Here is a 23483-nt window from a genome sequence, read left to right as displayed (position 1 = left end):
CGGGCCCCACACCCCGGCTACCGGGGTGGCGGCGCCGGAGCGTTCAGTTCCGGAGTCCGCCCCAAGCGAGGACCCGGTCGCACCAGTCGCCGCGCTCACAACTGGAGCGTTGGGGATGCTGATGGTAGACGCCAGAGTGGCCTGACCTCTTCTGCCTGGAGTCTCCAGCATGATGTCCACTCTGCGGATTGATAACTTCCGCTCCTTCCGCAAGCTCACCGTGGAAGGGTTGACCCGGGTCAGCCTGCTGGTCGGTACGAACAACGCCGGGAAGACCTCGGTGCTCGAAGCGGCCGAGCTGGTACTCGGCGGAACAGGCCCCTCCATTCTCGAACGCAGTGCGCGGAGCCGAGGCGAATACGTTCCCCTCCGGGATTTTAGCGGCGGCTACATCGAGGTGAACCATCTCTTCCATGGCCACACTCTCGAACCCGAAAAATCCTTCGAGATCGAGTCGGTCGTGGGAGAGCACCCTCGGTTCATCAACTGTAGGATCATTCCCCGCCCCCCAGGAAAGATGGAGGGCGACGAGATTGCACCGCCTGTTGAGTTTCTCAGGTCTGGCTCCCCCAGCCTCGCCCTCTCGATTTCAGGAGATGGAATGAGCCCGGAGGGCTACATCTTTCCGTTGGCTGGCTACAACGTCATGTCTCGTCTACTGCGTAATGCAGTGGCGAAGCCTGCCGGTAACGACTGGAAGGTCCGGTTCATGGGAACGGCTGCACCACCCGTTTCGGAACTCCAGCTGCTATGGGATGACATTGTACTGACCCCGGAAGAAGCAAAAGTCACGAACGCGCTCCAGATCATCGAGCCAGACATCGAACGCCTCGCTGCCCTCTCCGGGCCGAGGTCGGAAAGGGGGGGAAGCATGTTCGTCAAGCTCAGAGGCTCTGACGAACGCATCCCCCTGGGAAGCATGGGAGAGGGAATCAAACGGCTCCTCGCCTTGAGTATGAACCTCGTGAGTTCCGCGGGCGGCTACCTGCTCATCGATGAAATCGACACGGGGCTGCACCATTCCGTCATGACGCAGATGTGGCGGCTCGTCGTGGAGGTGGCGCGGCGGCTGAACGTCCAGGTGCTGGCCACGACCCACAGCCTCGACTGCGTCCGGGCCCTGGCGGCCTTGTACGAGGAATCCCCAGGCGTCCGCGACCTCATCTCGCTGCATCGCATCGAGCGCGGCACCGAAGCGAGTGTCCCCTACTCCGCCGATGAAATCCTCGCGGCCTCCCAGCATCAGATGGAGCTCCGGTGAGCAGGCCCCTCCCCAAGAGTCCCTACCGGCTGATGGTCGAAGGGCCAGATGATCAATACACGATCATCAACCTCCTGCGCCGCCATGGATACGACTGGGAGAATGACCGCATCATCCGTCCCTACGTTGAACCCGCTGGAGGAATCGAGAAGCTGCTCGTGAAGGCCACGCTCTCCACGGCGCTCAAGACGTACGACCGGCTCGGGCTCGTCCTCGACGCGGACCTGTCTCCCCCCCATCGATGGCAGCAGCTCAGGGACCTCTTCAGAGAGCTGGGCGCCCCCCTGCCTGCGACCCCCTCTCCAGACGGCACGGTCACCGAAGGAATCCGCCCCAACTCGCGCGTCGGCATCTGGCTCATGCCAGACAACTCGCAGCCCGGGCGAGTCGAGGAGTTCATCGAGAAGCTGATCCCCCAGGGAGACACAGTCTGGCCGCATGCACAGGCCACGACCACACAGGCCCTGGCGCTGGGCGCCAGGCTGAATCCGCGCGACCATCTCAAGGGGGCCATCCATGCATGGCTCGCGTGGCAGAGGGACCCAGGTCTACCCTTCGGCACAGCGCTAACCACCGAAGTGCTCGGTCATGATTCACCAGAGGCCCTGCGCTTCGTCGGCTGGTTCAGGCAGTGCTTCACCTGACCAGCCAGTTGCCACGGTTCAGCGCTTACGCCGGTACACCGTCTCCACCGCCTTGGCCTCCTGGCCGTCGGGGGTGATGTTGTAGTGGGTCATGATCAGCCGATCCGCCTCGGGCTGCTGAATCTCCGTCCGCCAGCCCCACGGCGGTCCGGACGGGGCCTCGTAGCTGCCCAGGACCCCGAAGCCCCGGCCCTCGTTCGCCCCCTTGAAGAACATGATGCCCGTGCCGGTGTGGAAGCTGTCGGCCCACGCCATCTCGAAGCGGTCCGGGTCCAGGTGGTAGCCCAGAATCGCCACGCCCGAGAGCGGCTTGCCCTGGAACGAGCCCTCGTACTCGTGCACCACGAACCGTCCTCCCGCCACGGGGCGCAGCGTGCCGCGCCACGGGGACTCGTCCCCGAGCTTGTCCGGCTCGAACCACGTCTTCGTCGTCCCCTCCCACTCCCCGGCGAGCTGACCCAACCGGTGGTGCAGACCGCCTTCCTTGCTCGACTCCTCGAACGTCCGCTTCGCCATGCGTGCGCCTCCTGTGGGAGCGCAACCTAGGCGTCTTTCACCGGACCGCGCCAGAAAGGCAGCTTGCGCTCGCGGCGGAGGCATTGGAAAACGCGCCCGTTCCCCACTTCGGAGATGGCGATGAGCGCACAGATGCACGAGGAGCTGGCCCGGCTGTTGGATCAGGCACGGCTGGAGGCTCGCGAGGTTCCCCCCCTCACCCGGGCCCACCCCACCCTCTCGCTCCCGGACGCCTATGCCATCCAGGCCGAGGGCCGCCGCCTGCGCATCGCTCACGGCGAGCGCGTGGTGGGCCTGAAAATGGGCTTCACCTCCGAGGCCAAGCGCCGGCAGATGAACCTGGACCTGCCCATCTACGGCTTCATCACCGACCGCATGGCGGTGCCCGCCGGTGGCACGCTCCGGATGCAGGGCGCCATCCACCCTCGAATCGAGCCGGAGATCGCCTTCCGCACCTCGCGCGAGCTGCGCGGCCGCATCACCCGCGAGGAGGCGCTCGACGCCTGCTCCACCGTCTTCGCGGCCATGGAGATCCTCGACTCGCGCTTCATCGACTTCAAATACTTCTCCCTGCCGGACGTGGTGGCGGACAACACCTCGGCCTCGCGCTACGTCCTGGGCACCACCGAGCGTCCGCCGCGCGAGCTGGACCTGCCCAACCTCCAGATGGTGATGGAGGTGAATGGCGAGCGCGTCCAGGCGGCGCGCTCGGACGCCATCTCGGGAGACCCTGTGGTGTCCATCATCCAGCTGTGCGAGCTGCTCGAGCAGCACGGGAAGCCGCTGCCCGCCGGCAGCATCGTGCTCTCCGGGGCGGCCACCGCGGCCCACCCGCTCCGGGCCGGGGACCGCATCCGCCTCACCGTCGAGGGGCTGGGCGACCTCTCCGTCTCCGTCGAGCCCTGAGCACGTCCAGCAGCCAACACACCGGCCCCTCGCTCCCGGTCCCGCACCGGGAGTAGACCGGGATGGCCGTCCAAAGGCCGATATGATGTGGTGCGTCAACCCACCTTGACGCCAGACAAGCCACACGGGCCCGTGCGACAAAAGTGCGGCAAGGGGGAGGAATGCCATGCACGTCGTCACGCTGGGAGTTCCCCACACCATCAGCGAGGAATGGGAGCGCGGGCTGCGCGAGGAGGGCAGGCGTCACGCGGTGGAGTGCCAGGTCCAGCACGCACGGGGCCTGGAGGAGCTGCCCGAGCTGCTGCCTCGTGGGCTGCTGGTGCTCTGGGACGCGGGCGGGCCGGTGCAGGACACGCTCACGCTCTGCCAGCGGCTGCACGCGCGCAGGGACCCGGTGCACTCCCATCTCGTGGTGGTGACGCCCCGCGGTCCGGACGAGCTGGACACCCTGGAGCAGGCCGGCGCCGACGAGTGCCTGCCGCCTCCGGGGGGACGCTGGGGCGCGCGGCTGATCGCCCTGGAGCGGCGGCTGCGCGCGCTGGAGCACTCGGCGCTGGTGGCCCCCAGTGGCAACCGCATGCGGACGGAGGCCACGCTCCAGGCGCTGCTGGAGTTCACCCTGGCCGAGCCCGGCCCCGACTTCTTCCAGGTGATGGTGCGGCAGCTGGCCCAGGCGCTCGGCGTCACGTGCGCGCTGGTGGGCGAGCTGGACGGGGACGCGGTGCGCAAGCTGGCTTGCTTCAACCTGGGCGACTTCTGCGAGCTGCCGCCCTATGTGCTCGCCGGAACGCCGTGTGAAATCACCGTCGACCAGGCCATCTGCCACTACCCGGACGGGGTGGCCGCGCGCTTCCCCGAGGACACGATGCTGCGCGAGCAGGGACTGCGCAGCTACCTGGGCGCGGCGCTGAGGGACTCGAGTGGCCAGCCCATCGGCGTGCTGGCCATCCTCCATGATCGTCCGCTCGAGGCGCGGCAGCTGGACTATGCGCTCATCAACGCCTTCGCGGTGCGCGCGGGCTTCGAGCTGGAGCGCCGGCGCCAGCGCGACGAGATGGAGCGCTCCAGGGACCTGCTGCAGAAGACGCTCGACACCGTGCCGGAGCCGCTGCTGGTGAAGGACCGGGGGTACCGGTGGATCGCCATGAACAGCGCCTTCTGCCGGCTCGTGGGGCGCCCGCTGGAGGAGCTGCTCGGCATGACGGACCGGGACCTCCTGCCCAAGGCCGAGGCGGACGCATCGCGGCGGCAGGACGAGCAGGTCTTCACCACCGGCCAACCGCACGAGGCCGAGGACACCTACACCGACGCGTCCGGCCAGGCGCGCGTGCTCCTCAGCCGGAAGACGCTCTTCACCGGCGGGGGCCGCTCGCTGCTGATGGTGCTCTGCCGGGACGTCACCGAGCGCAAGCGGCTGGAATCCCAGCTGCGGCTGGCGGACCGGATGGCATCGGCGGGCACGCTGGCCACGGGCATGGCGCACGAAATCAACAACCCGCTCACCTTCGTCTCCGCCAACCTCACCTTCCTGGAGGAGCAGCTCACGGGGATGATGGTGCTGCCCGAGGCGCTGCCCGAGATGCGCGAGGTACTCACGGAGACGCGCGAGGGCGTGGGGCGCATCCGCGAGCTGGTGCAGGACCTGAAGTCCTTCGCGCGGGCCGACGACGATCGCGTGGGACCCGTGGACGTGCACCGGGTGGTGGACAGCGCGCTGAGGCTGATGCGCAGCGCGCTGCGGCACCGCACGCAGGTGGTGCGCGCGTTCGGCGAGGTGCCGCTCGTGAGGGGCAACGAGGCGAGGCTGGGACAGGTGCTCGTCAATCTGCTGGTGAACGCGCTGCAGGCGCTTCCGGCGCGCACGGCCGACGACAACCGCATCCAGGTGTCCACGTGGCGAGAGGGGCCCCACCACGTGGTGCTGCAGGTCGAGGACAACGGGCAGGGCATTCCGCTGGAAATCCAGCGGCGCATCTTCGAGCCCTTCTTCACCACCAAGCCGGTGGGAGTGGGCACCGGCCTGGGGCTGGCCATCTGCAACAGCATCGTGCAGGGCATGGGCGGACGAATCGAGGTGCGCAGCCAGCCGGGCCAGGGCACCGCCTTCCAGCTGAAGCTGCCCGTGGACGGTGTGATGCCGCCTCAACTCCGCGGCAAGGAGGCCGTCCTCCCGCTGTAGTGCTGGCTCCCATTCGGGCCCGGGCGGCAATCACCACAGGCGTTCATTCTCCGTGCAGCTGTAGAACTCGAGACTGCGGTGGCTGACCCGCCAGCGCTCCCCGTCTCGCGAGAAGCGCATCTCGAGCTCGAAGCCCTCGTAGCCGGTGATAACCGGGAGCACCGCATGCACGAGCGGCTTCTCTGGGTCACTCCAGTCAATGGCATCGAATTTCAAGGGAAGGGAGAGAGCCTCCCCTCCCTCGGGAAGAGGGTGCCACCCTGAGGGGGCGCAGGCGGTCCGAGGACCGACGCGTACGGGATGGGACGCGAAGCGCGCGAGAACCGCCGGGTGGGGGGAACGGCCATGGAGGTCCAGGCAGTACAGCATGTCATCCTGCCCGAGGTCGTAGCGCGCTGGAATCCGTGGCTCATCGAGCACTTCGCGCGTGGCCATCGCGTAGAGCTCGTCCTCGGCACTGATCCGATCCACGAGCCGTGCGGGGGGCGCACGGCCACAGCCGGCCAGCACCAGCAGGATGCTCCAGAAGCCTCGCACGATGCGCATGGACCGACTCCGTGGGTGAGCCGGCCTGGAGCATGACACAGAGCCGCATGGAGGCACATGGGCGGATCCGAGCCGCGTCCTGGCTCCGCTTCGTCCAGGTACGAGGCCCGGCTCGTCCCCTGCTATTCGCCTCGGTAGATGCCGATGGCTCCCGGGCGCCCACTCTCGCTGCCGAAGGCCACCAACAGCCGGCGCTCCGGCCCGCTGCCCACGGACTGGATGTCCCAGACGGGGTGGTACGACAGCGCCCCGAGCGCCTGGCTGTAGCGCATCACCAGGTCCGCCTTCAGCCGCGTGAGCCCGCCACCCCAGCGGTGGCCCGCCCAGACGCTGTCATCGGCCCCATCCTTCCCCAGCGCGGAGACGTAGCGGTCCGCCCCCGTGCCGAGCGCGTACTGATTCACCACGCCCGTCGCGTCCATGCGTGCCAGGCCCCGGGCGAAGGAGCTCACCCACACCGAGCCGTCCGGCATCAGCGCCATGCCCGACACCAGATCGTCCACGCGGTCCGAGGGGCCCGGAATCCCCACCTCGTCCACCAGGTCCGGCCACACATCGATGCGGTTCTTGATGGCCGAGGCGTTCTCCGTCTGCTTGCGTGCCGTCTCGAAGTCCCGCGGGGTCTTGATGGTCATGTAGCGGAAGCGCGTGGAGCGATTGGCCCCGCCGAACCACACGTCCCCGTCCGGCCGCACCGCGACGCCGTAATAGGCATCCGTGAGCCGGAAGACGTGCCCACTGGCATCCTTCGCGTTGATGTGCGGATGCGCGTGCTCCTTCACGCCCGAGCACTCCCGCTGGCCGTTGCACGTGGGGTCTCCCGTGTAGTCCGGGTCGCCCCAGGCGAAGCCGTGGTTCGCGCCGAACCACAGGTTGCCGTGCTTCTTGTCCCAGACGATGCGGAGGATGGAGCAGAGCTTCTCGCGCCCACCCGACTCCTCGCCAATCACGCCCGGGCCGGACGAGATGTCGTAGTGGACGACGTCGATGCCCGTCTCCGTCAGCGTGACCTTGTCCGCGTCACCACTCTTGTAGCTGTTCGGGTTCTTCGCGCCCGGCGTGTAGTAGTTGCTCTCGCAGTCCGGTGCTCCCTGGTAGCCCACGAACACCGTCCCCGCCGGGCCTCCCGCCACCGAGAGCACCTTGAGGTACTTCGGCCCCACCGGCACGCTCCCGTCCTTCAGGTAGCCATAGGGACGCAGACCATCGTCCATCGTGAAGCGCTCGAAGGTGGCCGCCCCCGGACGCAGGAGGAACAGCCCCTCCTCACCACCCGCGACCCAGAGGTTGCCGCCCTCGTCCTCCGACACGCCGAGCACCTCGTGTGGCGCACCGTGCTCCGGACCAAGGAACGTCCACCCCGTGGCGTCGGGATAGACGACCGTGCCCGCATCGGGCGTCCCCGCGTCCCCCGGAGGCGGCGGCTCGACCGTGCCCGCATCGGGCTCCACCGTGCCCGCGTCGGGCTCCACCGTCCCCGCGTCGGGCGTCCCGGCATCCACCGGAGGCGGTGGTGGCGGCGGCGGTTCGACCGTGCCCGCATCGGGCTCGACCGTCCCCGCGTCCACAGGAGGAGGAGGTGGTGGTGGTGGCGGTGGCGGTTCGACCGTGCCCGCATCGGGCTCCACCGTGCCCGCGTCCGAGCTCCCCTGCCCCTGTTCATCTCGATCTCGCGCGGAAGACTCTCCGCTGTCCGGCTGGCCGCCCCCACACGCCACAACGGCCGCCAACAGCCCCGCCACGCCCCACGTCCACCAACGCCGCCCGTTCATACCCTGGTACGCCTCCACCGACCGCCGCCGGACACTCCGTCCAGTGCCAGACTGAAGCATCGCAAGTGGAGTGCCATGCCCCGGGGCAGGACAGACACGTCCACCGGACACCGGGTGGGTACTCAGGTCATCACCGGGAGCAGTCTCCTGCCCTCCGTGCGCAAACAGCGGGCTCCTCGCCCGTCCCTATCTGCGAGGCGCCGCCCGGTTCTTGTCGATGATGGCCAGGAGGATGAGCACGAAGGAGAGCAGCCGGATGAGGTACGCCGCGATGACGTGCTCGCTGTCGGTGAGCCGCATCAACATCAACACCAGCCGGTGCAGCCCCATCAGCCCGAAGGAGGCGGCGAAGAAGGCGAAGAACCGGTCCCGCGTCTTCCTCCAGAACCGCAGGAAGAACAGCCCCGCGACCAGGCACAGGGCAAACACCGTGCCGGAGAGGAAGTCGTTCATTCGGAGTCCCAGATGAGGCCAAAGACCAGGAGCGCCAGTGACACCAGCGCGGACAGATGACGGAACGTGGTCAGGTCAGGCCCCTTCGGGATGACCATCAGGTCCACCACCAGCAGGATGTTGTTCACCGCCAGCCCCACGAAGCACAGGCAGCTCCACAACAGCAGGGGCACCCGGTTCTGGGCATACCCCCGCAGGAGCAGCACCGCACAGGCGAGACTGGTCGCCGCACACAGCAGGAAGACCGCGTCAGCCATTGTCATCATCGTCCCTCCGGAGCCGGAAGGCATCAGCGAACGTCCGGATCTTGTCGACGGGTTTGGAGAAGATGAGGTTGATGACCGTCACCCGGCGCTCCGAGTACGCCGTGGCGAGCCCCGCCACCGCCTCCGCCATGTCAGGACTCTCCGGCGCGTAGCGGTATTCCGCCTCGCTGCCTTGAACCCTGGCCAGAATCGCCGAGCGAGCCATGTCCTTCAGCCGGTCCCCGGCGGACAAGGGGGAGATCCGCAGCTCCCGGGCCACCGACTCCGCGGTCCAGGAACGCTCCGGGTGCTGCTGGAGCAGCAGCAGGATCTCCAGTTGCTCGACCGAGTCAATGTGGTCGGCAATCAGCCGTCGCACGACTTCGGGAAGATCGCCCGCGCGCAAACATCATCCCTTTCTCCCCACCTCGGAAAACGGCTCCTTCTACGACGGAAGTCTCCACTCCGGAAGCTAGGACTGCAGCGGCATGCACACGTGGAACGTACTGCCCTCGCCGTCCACTCCCCGCGACTCCGCCCAGATTCGCCCGCCGTGCTGCTCGATGATGCCCTGGGAGATGGTCAACCCCAGGCCCAGGCCACCATACCTCGCCCCGTGGGCCTGGCCGAAGCGTTCGAAGATGACCGGCAATTTCTCCGCCGGAATGCCAATGCCCTGATCGCGCACCTGGAGCACGACGTTGCCCTCCTCGGACCACGCGCGCAGCTCCACCTCGCCGCCCTGGGGCGAGTAACGGATGGCGTTGGCCACCAGGTTGGTCACCACCTGCTCGAGGCGCCCGGGGTCTCCCCGCATGAGCAGCGTCTCGGGCGTTTCCAGCCGCAGCCGGTGCTCGGTGGAGAGCGCCTGCAGACGCTCGCAGGTGGTGCGCAGCAGGGGCACCAGGTCGAACTCCTCCAGCTCCAGCGACAGCCGCCCGGTGAGCAGCCGGCTCACGTCCAGCAGGTCCGACACCAGCTTGGTCATCCGGTCCACCTGCCGATCCAACCCCTCGAGCGCCCGGCGCGGCCCGTCCGTCAGCTCGGCACCGAACTTGCGCTGGGCAAGCTGCACCTGCATCTTCGCCGCGGCCAGCGGGGTGCGCAGCTCGTGCGAGGCAGCGGCCAGGAAGGCATCCTTCGCCACGCTCGCCCGGGCCAGCTCCTCCTCGGCCCGCTTCTGGTTGTCGATGTCCGTGGCGGTGATGATCCACCCGGTGATGCGGCCGCGCTCGTTGCGCTCCGGCACCGCACGGCCCAGGTGCCAGCGGAACGCCTGGGTGCGCTGGCAGCGCAGCCGGAACTGCACCTCGAAGGGCTGGCCGGTGCCCACCGAGTGGCACCAGGCGGCGTACACGCCCTCGCGGTCCTCCGGGTGCACCACCTCCGAGCGCCACAGGTTCTCCACGGCCTCGGAGGGCAGGCCGGACAGCTCCGTCCAGGCGCGATTGCCATAACGCAACCGGCCATCCGGGCCGGCGGCGAACACGCACAGGGGCATGGCATCGCCCAGCAGGCGGTAGCGGTAGGCGCTCTCCCGCTCCAGTGCCTCGCGCTCGCGCCGGCGCAGCAACGCCTCCTGGCGCTTGAGCTGCTCCTCCTTGAGGAACAATTCCACGAAGACGGCCACCTTCGAGCGCAGGATTTCCGGCGCGAAGGGTTTGAGCACGTAGTCCACCGCGCCCTGGGCGTAGCCGCGGAACACGTGTGAGGCGTCCCGGCTGCGCGCGGTGAGGAAGATGATGGGAATGAAGCGCGAGCGCTCGCGCTCCTTGATGAGCCGGGCCGTCTCGAAACCGTCCAGGCCCGGCATCTGCACGTCCAGCAGGATGAGGGCGAAGTCCTCGCGCAGCAGGTGCAGGAGGGCGTCTTCCCCCGAGTGCGCCTTCACCACCTCACCCAGGTCGCCGAGCGTGGCTTCCAGGGTGAGGAGGTTGGGAGCATGATCGTCAACGACCAGGATGCGTGCCCGCGACAGCTCCGGTTGAACCGGCAAGCTCCCGCTATTACCCCCCTCGGCCCACGTCATCGCTGTCATCTCGCTCCCGCGCAAGGCTCTACCCAACGGCGAATCAACTCCAACAGCCGCTCGGTATCGACCGGCTTGGACAGGTAATCGGACGCGCCTGCTTCCAGGCACTTCTCGCGGTCGTCCTTCAACGCCCGCGCGGTGATGGCGATGACGGGCAACGACGCCCACCTGGGATCCGCCCGGATGGCGCGCATCGCCTGGTAGCCGTCCATCTCCGGCATCATCACGTCCAGCAGAACCACATCCAATTCAGGATTCTTCTCCATCAGGTCCATGGCCGCCCGTCCGTCCTGGGCAAACGTCACCTGCATGCCATGGTTCTCCAGGACACTGGTGAGTGCGAAGATGTTTCGGGCGTCATCGTCCACCAGTAGAACCTTGCGGCCGGCGAGCGAGCGGGAGAGCTCCCTCATCTCCTCGGCGGAGACGCGGGACTGGTCTCCCACCCGGCGCAGGAAGCGGCCCACCTCGGCGAGCACGGCCTCGGGTGAGCGGGCGGCCGCCTCGAGCAGCACGGCCTCGGCCGAGCGCCGCAACCGCCGCTCGTCATCCGGGAGGAGCTGCGAGCCACTATAGAGGAGCACGGGAGGCAGGCGGGCGGGCCGGCGCACCAGCTCCACCAGCAGCTTCATTCCCCGGCCACCCGGAGAAGCCAGGTCCAGGGCGAGCGCGTCCACCTCGCCGCGGTCCAGGGCCTCCACGGCCCGGTGGGACTCGAGCTGGCGCATCTCCAGCGACTCCCCGGAGTCGATGAGCTGCTGCACGCAGTCACGCAGCTCGGGCTTGGGGTCCACCACCAGCAGCTTGCGCGGGTGGCCGTTGGCCTTGAGCTCCAGGTGGCTGAAAGCGCCCTGGATGGCCTCGGGGGTGAAGGGCCGGTCGAGGTAGACGAAGCCGCCGCCGCACGAGGCGCCGCGCAGCCGGTCCACGCTCACCACCTGGATGGGGATGCGGCGGGTGCGAGGGTCGCGCTTGAGTTGATCCAACACGCTCCAGCCGTCGATGACGGGCAGGCCGAGCTGCAGGACGATGGCGTACGGCTTGAGCCGCTGGGCGAGCGAGAGCGCCACGTCACCGCGCGTGGCCACCAGCGCCTTGAGGCCGCTCTGGTGGGCCGTGTTCACGAGGCCCCGGGCGAACTCCAGGTCATCCACCGCCACCAGCAGCACGCGGTCATCGGGGCCGAGGTCGTCCCGGTCGTCCGCCAGCGGGTGGGGGGCCGCGGTGCCATGCACCTCGTCGCGCGGCAGCAGCTCGCGCAGCATGGGGGTGTAGCCCACGTCCGTGTCGCTGGCCGGCTCGCCACCCCGCTCCGGGCCGCTGTAGCTGCGCGGCAGGTAGAGGGTGAAGGTGCTGCCCGCCCCGCGCGCGCTGCGCACGCGGATTTCACCGCCGAGCAGACGCGCCAGCTCGCGGCTGATGGAGAGACCCAGGCCGGTGCCGCCGTACTTGCGGCTGGTGGTGCCATCCGCCTGCTGGAAGGCCTCGAAGATGAGCTTCTGCTTGTCCTCGGGGATGCCGATGCCCGTGTCGATGACGGAGAAGGCGAGCACCTGGTCGGCCTCCACCAGCTCCGGCGCGGCGAAGCGCTCCTCGGTGTCCGCCATGCGGATGCGCAGCGTCACCTGGCCCGTGCTGGTGAACTTGAAGGCGTTGGACAGCAGGTTCTTGAGAATCTGCTGCAGGCGCTTCGGGTCCGTGAAGACGGTGGCCGGCACTTCCGGGCCCACCTCGGTGAGGAAGCCCAGGGTCTTCTGCTCGGCCACGGGGCCGAAGGTGCGGCGGGCGAACTCCACCAGCTCCGCCACGGCGGAGTCTCGCGGCTCCACCTGCATCTTCCCGGCCTCCACCTTGGACAGGTCGAGGATTTCGTTGATGAGGGACAGCAGATCCCCACCGGAAGAGTAGATGGTCTCCGCGTACTCCACCTGCTTGCGGCCCAGCGAGCCGTCGGAGTTGTCCGCGAGCAGCTTGGCGAGCACCAGCATGCTGTTGAGCGGCGTGCGCAGCTCGTGGGACATGTTGGCGAGGAACTCGCTCTTGTACTTGGAGATGAGCGAGAGCTGCTCGGCCTTCTCCTCCAGGGAGGAGCGCGCCTGTTCCACCTCGCGGTTCTTCTCCTCCACCTTGATGTTCTGCTGCTCGAGCAGCTTGGCCTTCTCCTCCAGCTCGAGGGCCTGGGCCTCCAGCGCCGAGTTGGAGCGCTTGAGCTCCTCCTGCTGCTGGGTGAGCTCGCGCGACTGGCTCTGCAGCTCGTTGGCGAGGCTCTGCGACTGACGCAGCAGCTCCTCGGTGCGCATGTTGGCCATGATCATGTTGAGCACCACGCCGATGCTCTCCGTGAGCTGGTCCAGGAAGATTTGATGGATGGCGCTGAACGGGTGGAAGGAGGCCAGCTCGATGACGGCCTTGACCTCGCCCTCGAAGAGGACGGGCAGGACGATGACGTTGAGGGGGCTGGCCTCGCCCAGGCCGGAGGTGATGCGGATGTAGTCCGCCGGCACGTGGGTGAGGAGGATGGTCTTCTTCTCCAGGGCGCACTGGCCCACCACGCCCTCGCCGAGGCGGAAGCGGTTGCCCACGTTCTTGCGCTCGCGGTAGGCGTAGCTGGAGGTGAGCTTGGCCACGGGGTGGCCGTCCTCGGTGTCCATGAGGAAGAAGGCGCCGTGGTGCGCGGAGACCAGGGGCGTCAGCTCGGACATGATGAGCCGGGAGACGGCCTCCAGGTTCTTCTGTCCCTGCATCATGCCGGAGAACTTGGCGAGGTTCGTCTTGAGCCAGTCCTGCTCGGTGTTCTTCTGGGTCGTCTCCTTGAGGTTGACGATCATCTGGTTGATGTTGTCCTTCAGGGCGGCCAGCTCGCCGCCCGCATCCACCGAGATGAACCGCGTCAGGTCCCCCTTCGTCACGGCGGTGGCCACCTCGGAGATGGCGCGCACCTGGGACGTCAGGTTGCCGGCGAGCTGATTCACGTTGTCGGTCAGCTGCCTCCAGGCCCCGCGGGCACCGGGCACCTTGGCCTGGCCACCCAGCTTGCCCTCGATACCCACCTCGCGGGCCACCGTGGACACCTGCTGCGCGAAGGTGCCCAGCGTGTCCGTCATGCTGTTGATGGTGTCCGCCAGCGCGGCCACCTCGCCCTTCGCGTCGACCACCAGCTTCTGGGTCAGGTCACCGTTGGCGACCGCGGTCACCACCTTGACGATGCCGCGCACCTGCGTGGTCAGGTTGCGGGCCATCAGGTTCACGTTGTCGGTGAGGTCCTTCCACGTACCGGCGACACCGGGCACACGCGCCTGGCCGCCCAGCTTGCCCTCGGTACCGACCTCGCGCGCGACGCGGGTCACCTCGGAGGCGAACGCGTTGAGCTGATCCACCATCGTGTTGATGGTGTCCTTCAGCTCGAGGATTTCACCCTTCGCATCGACGGTGATCTTCTTGGACAGGTCTCCATTGGCCACCGCCGTGGTCACCTTGGCGATGTTGCGCACCTGGTTGGTCAGGTTGGAGGCCATCGAGTTCACGCTGTCAGTCAGGTCCTTCCAGACGCCCGACACGCCCTGCACCTCGGCCTGGCCGCCCAGCTTTCCTTCCGTACCCACTTCCTTCGCGACGCGCGTCACCTCGGCGGCGAACGACCGGAGCTGGTCCACCATCGTGTTGATGGTGTTCTTCAGCTCGAGGATTTCGCCCTTCACGTCCACGGTAATCTTCTTGGACAGGTCTCCGTTGGCCACCGCGGTGGTCACCAGTGCGATGTTTCGCACCTGGGCGGTCAGATTGGAGGCCATGAAGTTCACGTTGTCGGTCAGGTCCTTCCAGGTACCAGAGACCCCCGGCACGTCGGCCTGGCCACCCAGTTTTCCTTCCGTACCGACTTCCTTCGCGACGCGCGTCACCTCACCGGCGAACGAGCGGAGCTGCTCGACCATCGTGTTGATGGTGTTCTTCAGCTCGAGGACCTCGCCGCGGGCGTCGACGGTGATCTTCTTGGACAGGTCACCGCGGGCAACGGCCGTGCTCACCTCGGCGATGTTTCGCACCTGGGCGGTGAGGTTGTTGGCCAGCAGGTTCACGTTGTCGGTGAGGTCCTTCCACGTACCGGCGACTCCGGGCACATCCGCCTGGGCGCCCAGCTTGCCTTCCACGCCCACCGTCTTGGCGACGCTGGTCACCTGGTCCGCGAAGATGCCCAGGGTCTTCGTCATGCTGTTGAGCGTGTCGGCCAGCGCGGCCACCTCGCCCTTGGCATCGACCACGAGGCGCTGGGACAGGTCACCGTTGGCGACCGCCGTCACGACCTTCACGATGCCTCGCACCTGGGTGGTGAGGTTGGAGGCCATCAGGTTCACGTTGTCCGTGAGGTCCTTCCACACGCCGGAGACGCCGGGCACGTCGGCCTGGCCACCCAGCTTGCCCTCGGTACCGACTTCCTTCGCGACGCGCGTCACTTCGCCCGCGAACGAACGGAGCTGATCCACCATCGTGTTGACGGTGTTCTTCAGCTCGAGCACCTCGCCACGCGCGTCGACGGTGATCTTCCGCGACAGGTCACCGCGGGCCACGGAGGTGGTCACCTCGGCGATGTTGCGCACCTGGGCGGTGAGGTTGTTGGCCAGCTGGTTCACGCTGTCGGTGAGGTCCTTCCACGTACCGGCGACTCCGGGCACACGCGCCTGGCCTCCCAGCTTTCCTTCCGTACCGACTTCGCGCGCGACGCGCGTCACCTCGGCGGCGAACGAGCTGAGCTGATCCACCATCGCGTTCACCGTGGTGCCGATGCGAAGGAACTCGCCCTTCACCGGCTGCCCCGGTAGATCCAAGGCCATCTTCTGCGTCAGGTCACCGCGGGCCACCGCGCCCAGCACGCGCGCCACCTCGGTGGTGGGCTGCACCAGGTCCGCGATGAGCGAGTTGATGGAGCCGATGCTCGACGCCCATCCGCCGCTCACCGGGCCGAGCGACGCGCGCTCCGCCATCTGGCCCTCGCGGCCCACCACGCGCTCCACGCGCACCAGCTCGTCCTGCATCCGCTGGTTCATCGCCACCATCGCGTTGAAGGCGTGGGCGATCTCCTCCATCGCCTGGGGCTGTACCTCCGGCGGGAGCCGCACGGAGAAGTCTCCGTGGGTGACGGCGCGCAAAGACTCCAGCAGTATCTCGAGCGCCTCGAGCGTCGCGACCCGTCGTGGACGGGCGTGCGCGTGGCGGGCGAGGGTGGTCGGCTTGCGGGTCTTCTTCCCAGTCTGGGTACGGCTGGAATGGCTGCTGCGACGATTCAAAGGCCTGCTCCAGTGCTGAGGTTTGGCGATTTCCCAACCCGAGGAGCCTTCGCGTTCGTTCCTGGGTAGGGAAACGCCCCTCAGAGGGCGGGCAGCCAACCGAGCGCACACGTGTCCCGTGATTCCCCGCACCAGCACCCGGAGGTGTTCGCCTGGGGAATTGAATCGCTACAGCGGTACCGCCGCCCGCGCGTCACCGGGCGGCAGGTGCAGCAGCTTCTCCACCGGCAGCGCGCACAGCAGGTCCAGGCGCTGGGACAGCTCCCGCCCCACCTGGATGAAGAGCCGTTCGCGCGCCGCCTCGCTCCCCTCGAAGGCCACCGGGTCTGGTTCATCCCAGTACGCCGCGCGGGGTTGTCCCGGCCACACCGCCCAGGCCTCGTTCGCCTTGTCACAGAGCGTGATGACCAGGTCGAAGCGCTCCTCCCGGAGCTCCTCCCACGACTTGCTGCGTGCTCCCTCCGGCTCGAGCCGGAAGCGTTCTCGCAGCACCTTGAGCGCCAGCGGGTGCACCATGCCTCTCGGTGTCACGCCCGCACTGAAGGTCTCGAAGCACCCGTGCCCCAGACGGCGCAGCAGGTACTCGGCCATGATGCTCCGGGCCGCGTTGCCCATGCTCAGGAAGAGGACTCGGACAACATGGTGGGGGTTCATGGCGCGACTGACGGTGGGTGGGCCACCGTCGCACGCCAAGGGGTCCGGTGGATGGGCCCGCCTGGCTGGTAGACCCTCACCCTGGCCCTCTCCCAGAGGGAGAGGGAAGACGGCGGTCAGCGCGGGGTCAGCGTCAGGTGTGTCTTGGAGAGGGGCCGGCCCTGGGCATCCTCGAAGGTCGCTCGCACCTCCAGCGGCCCGGCGAGCCAGCCCTCCTGCACCGGCGTGCTCAACGGCAGGAGGACGTCCACTCCCGCCTCCACCTCCTGCCCCGTGCCCTCCGGCGGGAAGAAGCGCAACGGCTCACCCTCGGGCGACGTCGCCTCCACCGTCAGCCTCGCTGCCTCGGGCGCCGTGTAGCTGAACTGCACCGCGCTCCCCTCTCCACACACCAGCCTTCCGCCCGGCCGGGCTTCGCCCCGCACCTGTCCGTCCGCGCCCACGCAGAACACCCGGACGCCCCAGGCCGCCGTGCCCGTCTCTCCGCCACGCGCCCCCCACTCCTCGGACTCGCGCGTCTTCAGTTGCGGCACCACCACCAGCAGCGCCACCCCCGCCATCGCCAGCCCCGCCATCGCCGGCACCAGGAAACGGGGGAAGAAGCTCTCGCGCCCGGCCCGCACCGGCGCCCGGGCCGGCTTCGCGGTGGCGCTCAGCCTCGCCATCAGCTCCTTCTCCAGCAGCGCCTCCCGGCCCGCGGGCAACGCGCGCTTCTCCAGCGTCGACTCCACCCGGCCCAGCTTGTCGTAGGCCTCGTGGCACTCGGCACACCCCGCCGCGTGCGCGCGCAACCGGTGGAAGCCCTCCCCGTCCAGCTCGCCCCGGAAGAGTGCCTCCAGCGCCTGCTTCGCCTGCCGGTCCCCGCACCTCGTCATGACTGGCCTCGCCGCTTGAAGAAGCTCCACCCCTTCACTTCCATCCCTTCCAGGTACCCGCGCGCCTGCAGGAACTCGAGCAGCCGCGTCTTCAACCCCAGCTCCCTCCGCCGCACCTGGATGCGCGTCAGCCCCAGCTGCTCCGCCGCGCCCTCCTGTGCCAGCCCCTCCTCGCCGAAGCGCAGCTCGAACAGCCGCCGCTCCTCCTCCGACAACCCTTCCTTGAAGGCCGCCAGCAACCCCTCCACCTCCCGGTCCTCCAGGGTCTGCGCCAGGCCCGTGCCTTCCTCCGGTACCCCTCCCGACTCCTCGAAGGGCTCCAACCCCACCGCCACCTCGCGCTGCCGCGTCTGCTCCAACAGCACGTTGCGCGCGATGCCCACCAGGAAGTGCCCGTACGGCCTCACCCCGTCGTACGCCGCCCGCGTCCTCGGCTCGAAGGCCCGGGCGAACGTCTCCAACACCGTGTTCTCCAGCTCCAGCGCGCCCCTCATCTGCCCGAAACCCCGCCCCCGCCACGCCATGGCCCGCAGCATCCGCGCCAACGCCTCCGCGTGAGCCCGGTACACCTGGCCCAGGATTTCCGGCTCACCGTCCCGGAAGCGTTGCAATGTCCGCGCATCCCACTCCATCCCTCGGCGACTTACCGTGCCCCGCCCACCCCCGTCACCCATCGCTCATGGTTCATTGCGATTTGCCCGCCGGGTTGGATCCTCGGGGTCCCGACAATCATCATCCCCAGGGACCCGGCCGCCCGCCCGCCCCACGGGGTGGGGGCTGTGGGACCCCCTCCTCAGCTTTCACGCACCGCGTCACCCTCTGGGGAGGGGCCCTGGCAATGCCCCTGGAGACGCACCACGAGGCCCGGGGCGTTGTCCGCCAGCGTCACGGACAGCTCGTGGAGGTGGGCGATGGCCGCCACCAGGCTCATCCCCAGCCCGCTGCCCGGGCTGGAGCGGCTCGCATCCAGCCGGTAGAAGGGCTCGAAGACCCGCGCATGTTCAGTGTTGGGGATGCCCGGGCCCGTATCGGACACGGTGGCCGTGAAGCGCCCGTCCGCCCCCTGCTCCAGCCCCAGGTGGATGGCGCTGCCCCCGCCACTGTGGCGCAAGGCGTTCTCCACCAGATTCGCGAAGAGCTGGGTCAGCAGGTTGCGGTCACCCCGCACGTGGAGCCCCGGAGCGAGCCGGTGCGTCAGGCACTGCCCGTTGTCCTCGGCGACGGGGGCGTAGGCGTCCGCGAGGGACTCCAGCACCTCGGAGAGGCAGACGGCCTCGAAGCCCGCCTTGCGCGAGCCGGACTCCACCTCGGCGATCCGCAGCAGGGCGGTGAAGGTCTCCAGGATGGCATCCACCTGCCGCAAGGCCTCGTTCCGCAGCGCGTCTCGCGGCGCCTCCTCGCGCAGGGATTCCAACGTCTGCCGCAAGTGTCCCAGCGGCGTCCGCAGGTCATGGGCGATGCTCGTGCTGACCTGCTGGACGTTCTCCAGCAGCCGTTGGATGCGATCCAACATGCGGTTGATGACCGCGGTGAGCTGGTCCAGGTCATCCCCCGTCCCCCGGGTGGGGAGGCGCCCCGTCACATCCCCCCCGCCAATCCGGTCCGCCGCCCGGGTGATGGCATCCACCTGGGAGAGGAAGCGCTGGCCGATCCACAGCCCTCCCACGGCGCCCGCCACCAGCGTGAATAGGAAGGCCCACCCGAAGGCCTGGCGGATGGCCCGCGTGGCATCCCGCATGGGGGCGAGGTCGGCCGCCACGGCCAGCTTGTAGCCCCCTTCCAGGGTGAGCGAATGGAGCAGGACGGAGGCCGTGGCGTCGGGCGTTCCCTGGGCGGGAACCCGCACGGTGTGCCAGCCATCCGGGGTGGGAATGGCGGGCAACGGATCGAAGACGACACGGCCCTCCGGATTCTGCAGGTAGTAGTACAGCCGCCGGGCGGGATTGGCCTCGATGCGCTCGTGGATGTCGTGGCGAAGCTCCTCCAGCCCATCGTCGCGGTAGTCCCCCAGGAGCTGGACGACCTCCGCTTCGACCTGCCCGCGCAGCTGCTGCTCGAGCGAGGAGCGGACCCCGAAGAAGACGATGACGCCGAGGAGGAAGACGGACAGCCCGAAGACGGCCGCGTAACTCAGGGCCAGGCGGAAGTTCGCCGTGCGCAGGACCCTACGGTGCCACATCGAGCTTGTATCCCGCGCCGCGGACGGTGTGGATCAACGCCGTCTCGAACCCACGGTCCAGCTTGGCGCGCAGGCGGCTGATATGGGTCTCGACGATGTTGGTCTTCGGATCGAAGTGGAAGCTCCAGACGTGCTCCAGCAGCATGGTGCGCGTGACGACACGGCCGGCGTGGCGCAGCAGGTATTCCAGGAGCCGGAACTCCGTGGGCTGCAGGTCGATGCTCTTGCCCGCGCGCACCACCGTCCGCTTGAGGAGATCCATCTCCAGGTCCCCGTGTGAGAGGACCGTCTGTACGTCCTGGAGTGGAGGCCGGCGGCCCAGCGAGCAGATGCGGGCATAGAGCTCGGAGAAGGCGAAGGGCTTCACCAGGTAGTCGTCGCCCCCCGACTCCAGCCCCTTCACCCGGTCATCGATGGCGCCCATGGCCGAGAGGAACAGCGCGGGGGTCCGGACGTGGCCCTCCCGCAGCATCCGCAACAGGGTCAGCCCGTCGAGCTTCGGGAGCATCCGGTCGATGACCAGCACGTCGTACTGGCCGGTGGTGGCCATGAGCAGACCCTCCTGGCCATCCGTCGCATGGTCGACCACCTGGCCCAGCTCGGTCAGCCCACGGCGGACGTATTCCGCTGTCTGCGCGTCGTCTTCGATCAACAAAATGCGCAAGCGAGCCCTCCTGCCAGACGAGGCGAGAGAGGCAGCGCCGCCCCTCTCGTTCCCGTCACCACCGCGTCAGTGCTTCGTGTCCTCGCGCACCCGCAGCACCTTCCCGTCGAGCCCGCTGACCCACACATCGTAGACGCGGTTGTCCTTGACGACACTGACTTCATAGACGGGCTGGAAGCTGTCGTCGTCGATCGACGCCTCGAAGGCCTGGCCGCCCTGGTGTTGCTGGGCCGCGTCGATCGCCTGCTGCAAGGTGATCTTCGTCTGCGCGAGCATGCGGAGCTCCTCCGCATCGGAAGCCATCGCCGAGCCCGCCGCGAGCCCCGTCAGTACGGCGACCGTGGTGAAGAAGGTTTTCAGTCGTGCCATGGGAGTCGTCTCCAGTTCCCTGAACCGTCCAGGCGGCATGCCTGAACGATTCTCATCCTGCACACGGCCGATGACCGGGCTTTGGCGGGAACTATACGGTTTGGCAATGTTGAGGCGGCCGCCCGCCAGCCCAGCATGAGCGACGGACGTGCCTGGCAGGGCTGAAGCGCACAGGGTGAAACTCAGGCTTCTTCGTCGGGCAGGAGCGAGAGGAGCAGTTCGTCGTCGGGGCCGAGCGGACGCCAGCCGGGCGGAGGTGGTGTGGCGAAGAGTGCATCGCTGGCCTGATCAACGCGCTCTTTATGAGTTTCCGGGGTGTAGGCAAACCACGAGCCGAGCGCCTCGGCAACCTTGAAACGGTTGGCGTCGTCCAGCACGGCCGGCCAACCCTCGGGGACGCTCTGTGACCACAGGCGCGCGAACACATCACGCACAAAACGCGTGACCTGTTTACGCCGCTCCGCCTCAGCGAGCAGACCACTCAACACCTGTACTCCGGCGACATCATCCTTGCCCAGTTCCTCTGCCAATAGGTGCAGCGGGACGGCAGGACGCGCATCAGCGAAAGCAGTGAGCGAATCGTAACCACGTTCGCGAACCCGCTCGTACAGGCGCACCTTCACGTTGCCCTGCCACGCACGTCCGTCGCTCATCGCCCTCTCCAGCGGATGAAGGTCACCCTCCCAGAACGGTCCTCGCCCAGGGTCCGCTCCAGGGGTGAAACTCAGGCTTCTTCGTCGGGCAGGAGCGTGAGCAGCAGCTCGTCGTCAGGCCCGAGCGGGCGCCAACCGGGTGGTGGAGGCTTGGCGAGGAGCGCATCGCTGGCCCGGTTGACGCGCTCCTGATGAGTCACTGGAGTGAAGCCGAACCACGAGCCGAGCGCCATGGCGACTTCCATGCGGGCTTCGTCGTCCATGAGGGCCGGCCAACCGTTGGGGAAGCTCTCGTACAGTTCACGCACAAGCTGGCCGCGTACCAGGCGAGTCACTCGATGGCTTCGCTCCGCCTCGTCAACCAGCCCCTTGAAGACCTGCACCGCGTTGAGGTCATCCCCCAGTTCCTCGGTTAGCTCAACCAGTGGGAGGGTTGGGTGCGCGTCAGCGAAAGCGGTGAGCGAACTGAAGCCGCGCTCACGGACCCGCTCATACAGGCGGTTCGCCCAGTTTCCCTGCCAGGAACGGCCCTCGCTCATCACCTTCTCCCGGAGACGAAGTTCATCGGGATTTTATAGCGCCTCATCTCTCTTGCGACGAGCTTCAGGACCGCAGTCGGCGTCAACATCCGGCCTGCCTTGGCCTCAGCCTGGCGCAGTACGCTCATGATCATCTGGTTCCATTCATCGGGCCATGTGCGCCCCAGCTTCCAATTTCCCCCGCCGTGGATGGCCTGATGGTGTGCCTGCTCCAACCTGACGCAGAACTGGTCGATGTCCATCTCGCCGGTGAAGCCGCGCTGCTCGAACCACTCGCGGAATTCCTTGGGCAGCACATGGTGCCGGGGGCGCCTGGCCATGCCAGCCCCCGTTCTGCCCGTCACGCGCATGGCCCGCACCTCGGGCCCCTCGCCGAGCGCCTCGCGCACGCCGCGCGGCAGTTCGCCGTGCGCCATCATCACCTGACCGGCCTGTATCCGCACCGCGGCGCTCACGGCGGGCAGCGAGAGGACGCCGGCCCGTACCAGCCGCTGCATCATCTCCACCCACTCGGCGGAGACGACGATGCGCGTGCCCATCATCACGCCGCCAGAGCCCACCATGAACCCCATGCCCAGCGTGGCGGGAGCCGCCGCGCGCAGCGCGGGCAGCGTGAACTTCAGCGCCGACACCAGGGTGAGCGCCTCCACGGACTCCTTGAGCACCAACGCCTTCTGGAGGTTCTCCGCCCCTTGGCGCACGGCCTCGCGGAATGCATCGAACTCGCCGGTGAGGTGGCCCACCAGCGCGGGCAGGTCATCCGCCGCTGCCTCCACCTGCGCTGGCTCCAGCGAGGAGAGCGCCGTCATGGCGGGCTCGAGCATCTTCTGGAAGCGGTCCATGTCCACGTACAGCCGCTCCACGCTGTAGAGGCGCCGGGAGAGCACGTCGTCGCCGAGGTGGAGAAAGTCGAACCAGACCGCCAGCAGCAGGGAGCCCATCATGGCGGCCTCCAACCGTGGGCCAGCCAGGCGCAGCAGCGCCAGTTGCATGTCCGGCTCCTCCACTTGAGAGGCGGCGGTGGCCAGCTGGGTGGCAGCGGCCAGCTCGGCGTCCATCCACCGCAACTGACGTTCCCCATATTCGACGTAGCGGACGAAGAGGCCGTTGCCCGCGCCAGCGATGCCCTGGTGGCTGGCCTTGAGTCTGGACAGCTCACGGGAGACACGGTGCGTGGAGGCGGACACCTCGTCCACGGCCCCCAGCAACGCCAAGTTGGCCACCAGGGCGCTCCCGGTGTCTTCCGCACCACCCGGCCCCACCGCCGTCACCACCTCTCGCGCATCCTGGCGGCGATGCAGCCGCCGCGCCCCCTCGGCCCCAGGTGTGGACGGCTCACCCGACCATGCGGCCATGGCGCCCTCTCCGTGCGTGGAGCGCAAGTGCATCCCCCGGCCGGGCGGTGGCGTCAGCGGTGCACAGCCGTTGGACAGCAGGGCCAGTACGAGCAGCACCACCAGCGACCTGGAAGTCATCAGCGCCTCCGTGGGGCGGACGTCCAGTCTACCCGCGGGTTGCCCACCAGCCGGGGAGCCGTGGACGGTCGCGGTCGCGGGTGGGGGGATGAACCCGATTCCGCCACACCTACCCAGGTCATCCCCCTGGTGCCGCGCAGGTGGGAGCAGCATCTCATCCATGACGCACAGGGTCGTCTGAGCAACACACCCCCTGGAGGGTTCGAGCCCCCACGGAGGGCGGGTGGATTCCCCACATG

Annotated in this window: 21 protein-coding genes; 4 read left to right on the top strand and 17 right to left on the bottom strand. The window is 68.2% G+C overall.

The window, feature by feature from the left end; genetic code table 11:
• The first annotated feature begins 169 nt into the window (after positions 1-169).
• Positions 170-1261: an ATP/GTP-binding protein gene (locus BO221_RS08680; protein WP_073559911.1), complete on the top strand. Its 1092-nt coding sequence runs from the start codon at positions 170-172 to the stop codon at positions 1259-1261.
• A complete protein-coding gene (locus tag BO221_RS08675; RefSeq protein WP_073559910.1) occupies positions 1258-1905 on the top strand; it encodes a DUF3226 domain-containing protein in 648 nt (215 codons plus the stop codon). The genes BO221_RS08680 and BO221_RS08675 overlap by 4 nt, the downstream gene beginning before the upstream one ends.
• An 18-nt stretch (positions 1906-1923) precedes the next feature.
• Here BO221_RS08675 and BO221_RS08670 read toward each other — a convergent pair whose 3' ends face one another.
• On the bottom strand, positions 1924-2421 hold the full coding sequence (locus BO221_RS08670; RefSeq protein ID WP_073559909.1) for a DUF1579 domain-containing protein: 498 nt from the start codon (positions 2419-2421) through the stop codon (positions 1924-1926).
• A gap of 120 nt (positions 2422-2541) precedes the next feature.
• Here BO221_RS08670 and BO221_RS08665 point away from each other — a divergent pair, with 120 nt between their 5' ends.
• Together BO221_RS08665 and BO221_RS08660 are read left to right on the top strand one after the other, a co-directional pair.
• Positions 2542-3327: a 2-keto-4-pentenoate hydratase gene (locus BO221_RS08665; RefSeq protein ID WP_073560279.1), complete on the top strand. Its 786-nt coding sequence runs from the start codon at positions 2542-2544 to the stop codon at positions 3325-3327.
• 166 nt (positions 3328-3493) lie between these two features.
• Entirely contained in the window at positions 3494-5506 is a 2013-nt protein-coding gene (locus BO221_RS08660; RefSeq protein WP_073559908.1) for an ATP-binding protein, read from the top strand.
• 30 nt (positions 5507-5536) lie between these two features.
• Here BO221_RS08660 and BO221_RS08655 read toward each other — a convergent pair whose 3' ends face one another.
• The 16 genes from BO221_RS08655 to BO221_RS08580 all read right to left on the bottom strand — a co-directional run bounded on the left by BO221_RS08655 (position 5537) and on the right by BO221_RS08580 (position 23244).
• The gene (locus BO221_RS08655) at positions 5537-6052 is read right to left on the bottom strand and encodes a hypothetical protein (RefSeq protein ID WP_073559907.1); all 516 of its coding nucleotides are present in this window, start codon (positions 6050-6052) and stop codon (positions 5537-5539) included.
• Positions 6053-6174: 122 nt separating this feature from the next.
• Positions 6175-7824 carry a hypothetical protein gene (locus BO221_RS08650; protein WP_083680865.1) on the bottom strand — a complete coding sequence of 550 codons (1650 nt, stop codon included), beginning with the start codon at positions 7822-7824 and terminating at the stop codon, positions 6175-6177.
• A gap of 186 nt (positions 7825-8010) precedes the next feature.
• Positions 8011-8277, bottom strand: a complete 267-nt coding sequence (locus BO221_RS08645; RefSeq protein ID WP_073559906.1) for a DUF5985 family protein — start codon at positions 8275-8277, stop codon at positions 8011-8013.
• The gene (locus BO221_RS08640; protein WP_369864556.1) at positions 8274-8543 is read right to left on the bottom strand and encodes a DUF5985 family protein; all 270 of its coding nucleotides are present in this window, start codon (positions 8541-8543) and stop codon (positions 8274-8276) included. The genes BO221_RS08645 and BO221_RS08640 overlap by 4 nt, the downstream gene beginning before the upstream one ends.
• A complete protein-coding gene (locus tag BO221_RS08635; RefSeq protein WP_233165814.1) occupies positions 8527-8901 on the bottom strand; it encodes a hypothetical protein in 375 nt (124 codons plus the stop codon). Before BO221_RS08635 ends, BO221_RS08640 begins: the two co-directional genes overlap by 17 nt.
• A gap of 93 nt (positions 8902-8994) precedes the next feature.
• On the bottom strand, positions 8995-10518 hold the full coding sequence (locus BO221_RS08630) for an ATP-binding protein (RefSeq protein ID WP_073559903.1): 1524 nt from the start codon (positions 10516-10518) through the stop codon (positions 8995-8997).
• 38 nt (positions 10519-10556) lie between these two features.
• Positions 10557-15836 carry a HAMP domain-containing protein gene (locus tag BO221_RS08625; protein WP_073559902.1) on the bottom strand — a complete coding sequence of 1760 codons (5280 nt, stop codon included), beginning with the start codon at positions 15834-15836 and terminating at the stop codon, positions 10557-10559.
• Positions 15837-16004: 168 nt separating this feature from the next.
• Positions 16005-16490 carry an arsenate reductase ArsC gene (locus BO221_RS08620; RefSeq protein WP_073559901.1) on the bottom strand — a complete coding sequence of 162 codons (486 nt, stop codon included), beginning with the start codon at positions 16488-16490 and terminating at the stop codon, positions 16005-16007.
• Between the two features lie 116 nt (positions 16491-16606).
• The gene (locus BO221_RS08615) at positions 16607-17365 is read right to left on the bottom strand and encodes a hypothetical protein (RefSeq protein WP_073559900.1); all 759 of its coding nucleotides are present in this window, start codon (positions 17363-17365) and stop codon (positions 16607-16609) included.
• On the bottom strand, positions 17362-17976 hold the full coding sequence (locus BO221_RS08610) for an RNA polymerase sigma factor (protein WP_233165812.1): 615 nt from the start codon (positions 17974-17976) through the stop codon (positions 17362-17364). The genes BO221_RS08615 and BO221_RS08610 overlap by 4 nt, the downstream gene beginning before the upstream one ends.
• Before the next feature lie 182 nt (positions 17977-18158).
• A complete protein-coding gene (locus BO221_RS08605; RefSeq protein WP_073559898.1) occupies positions 18159-19544 on the bottom strand; it encodes a HAMP domain-containing sensor histidine kinase in 1386 nt (461 codons plus the stop codon).
• Positions 19531-20208: a response regulator transcription factor gene (locus BO221_RS08600; RefSeq protein ID WP_073559897.1), complete on the bottom strand. Its 678-nt coding sequence runs from the start codon at positions 20206-20208 to the stop codon at positions 19531-19533. Before BO221_RS08600 ends, BO221_RS08605 begins: the two co-directional genes overlap by 14 nt.
• A gap of 66 nt (positions 20209-20274) precedes the next feature.
• A complete protein-coding gene (locus BO221_RS08595) occupies positions 20275-20577 on the bottom strand; it encodes a PepSY domain-containing protein (RefSeq protein WP_233165811.1) in 303 nt (100 codons plus the stop codon).
• Between the two features lie 182 nt (positions 20578-20759).
• Positions 20760-21230, bottom strand: a complete 471-nt coding sequence (locus BO221_RS08590) for an NUDIX hydrolase (RefSeq protein WP_073559895.1) — start codon at positions 21228-21230, stop codon at positions 20760-20762.
• Between the two features lie 71 nt (positions 21231-21301).
• Positions 21302-21769 carry an NUDIX hydrolase gene (locus BO221_RS08585; protein ID WP_073559894.1) on the bottom strand — a complete coding sequence of 156 codons (468 nt, stop codon included), beginning with the start codon at positions 21767-21769 and terminating at the stop codon, positions 21302-21304.
• A complete protein-coding gene (locus BO221_RS08580; protein WP_083680864.1) occupies positions 21769-23244 on the bottom strand; it encodes a DUF2380 domain-containing protein in 1476 nt (491 codons plus the stop codon). Before BO221_RS08580 ends, BO221_RS08585 begins: the two co-directional genes overlap by 1 nt.
• Between the last annotated feature and the right edge of the window lie 239 nt (positions 23245-23483).

The sequence above is a fragment of the Archangium sp. Cb G35 genome, from assembly GCF_001896145.1.
In the GTDB taxonomy this organism is placed as follows: domain Bacteria; phylum Myxococcota; class Myxococcia; order Myxococcales; family Myxococcaceae; genus Archangium; species Archangium violaceum.
This window is presented reverse-complemented; position numbering and strand designations above follow the sequence as displayed.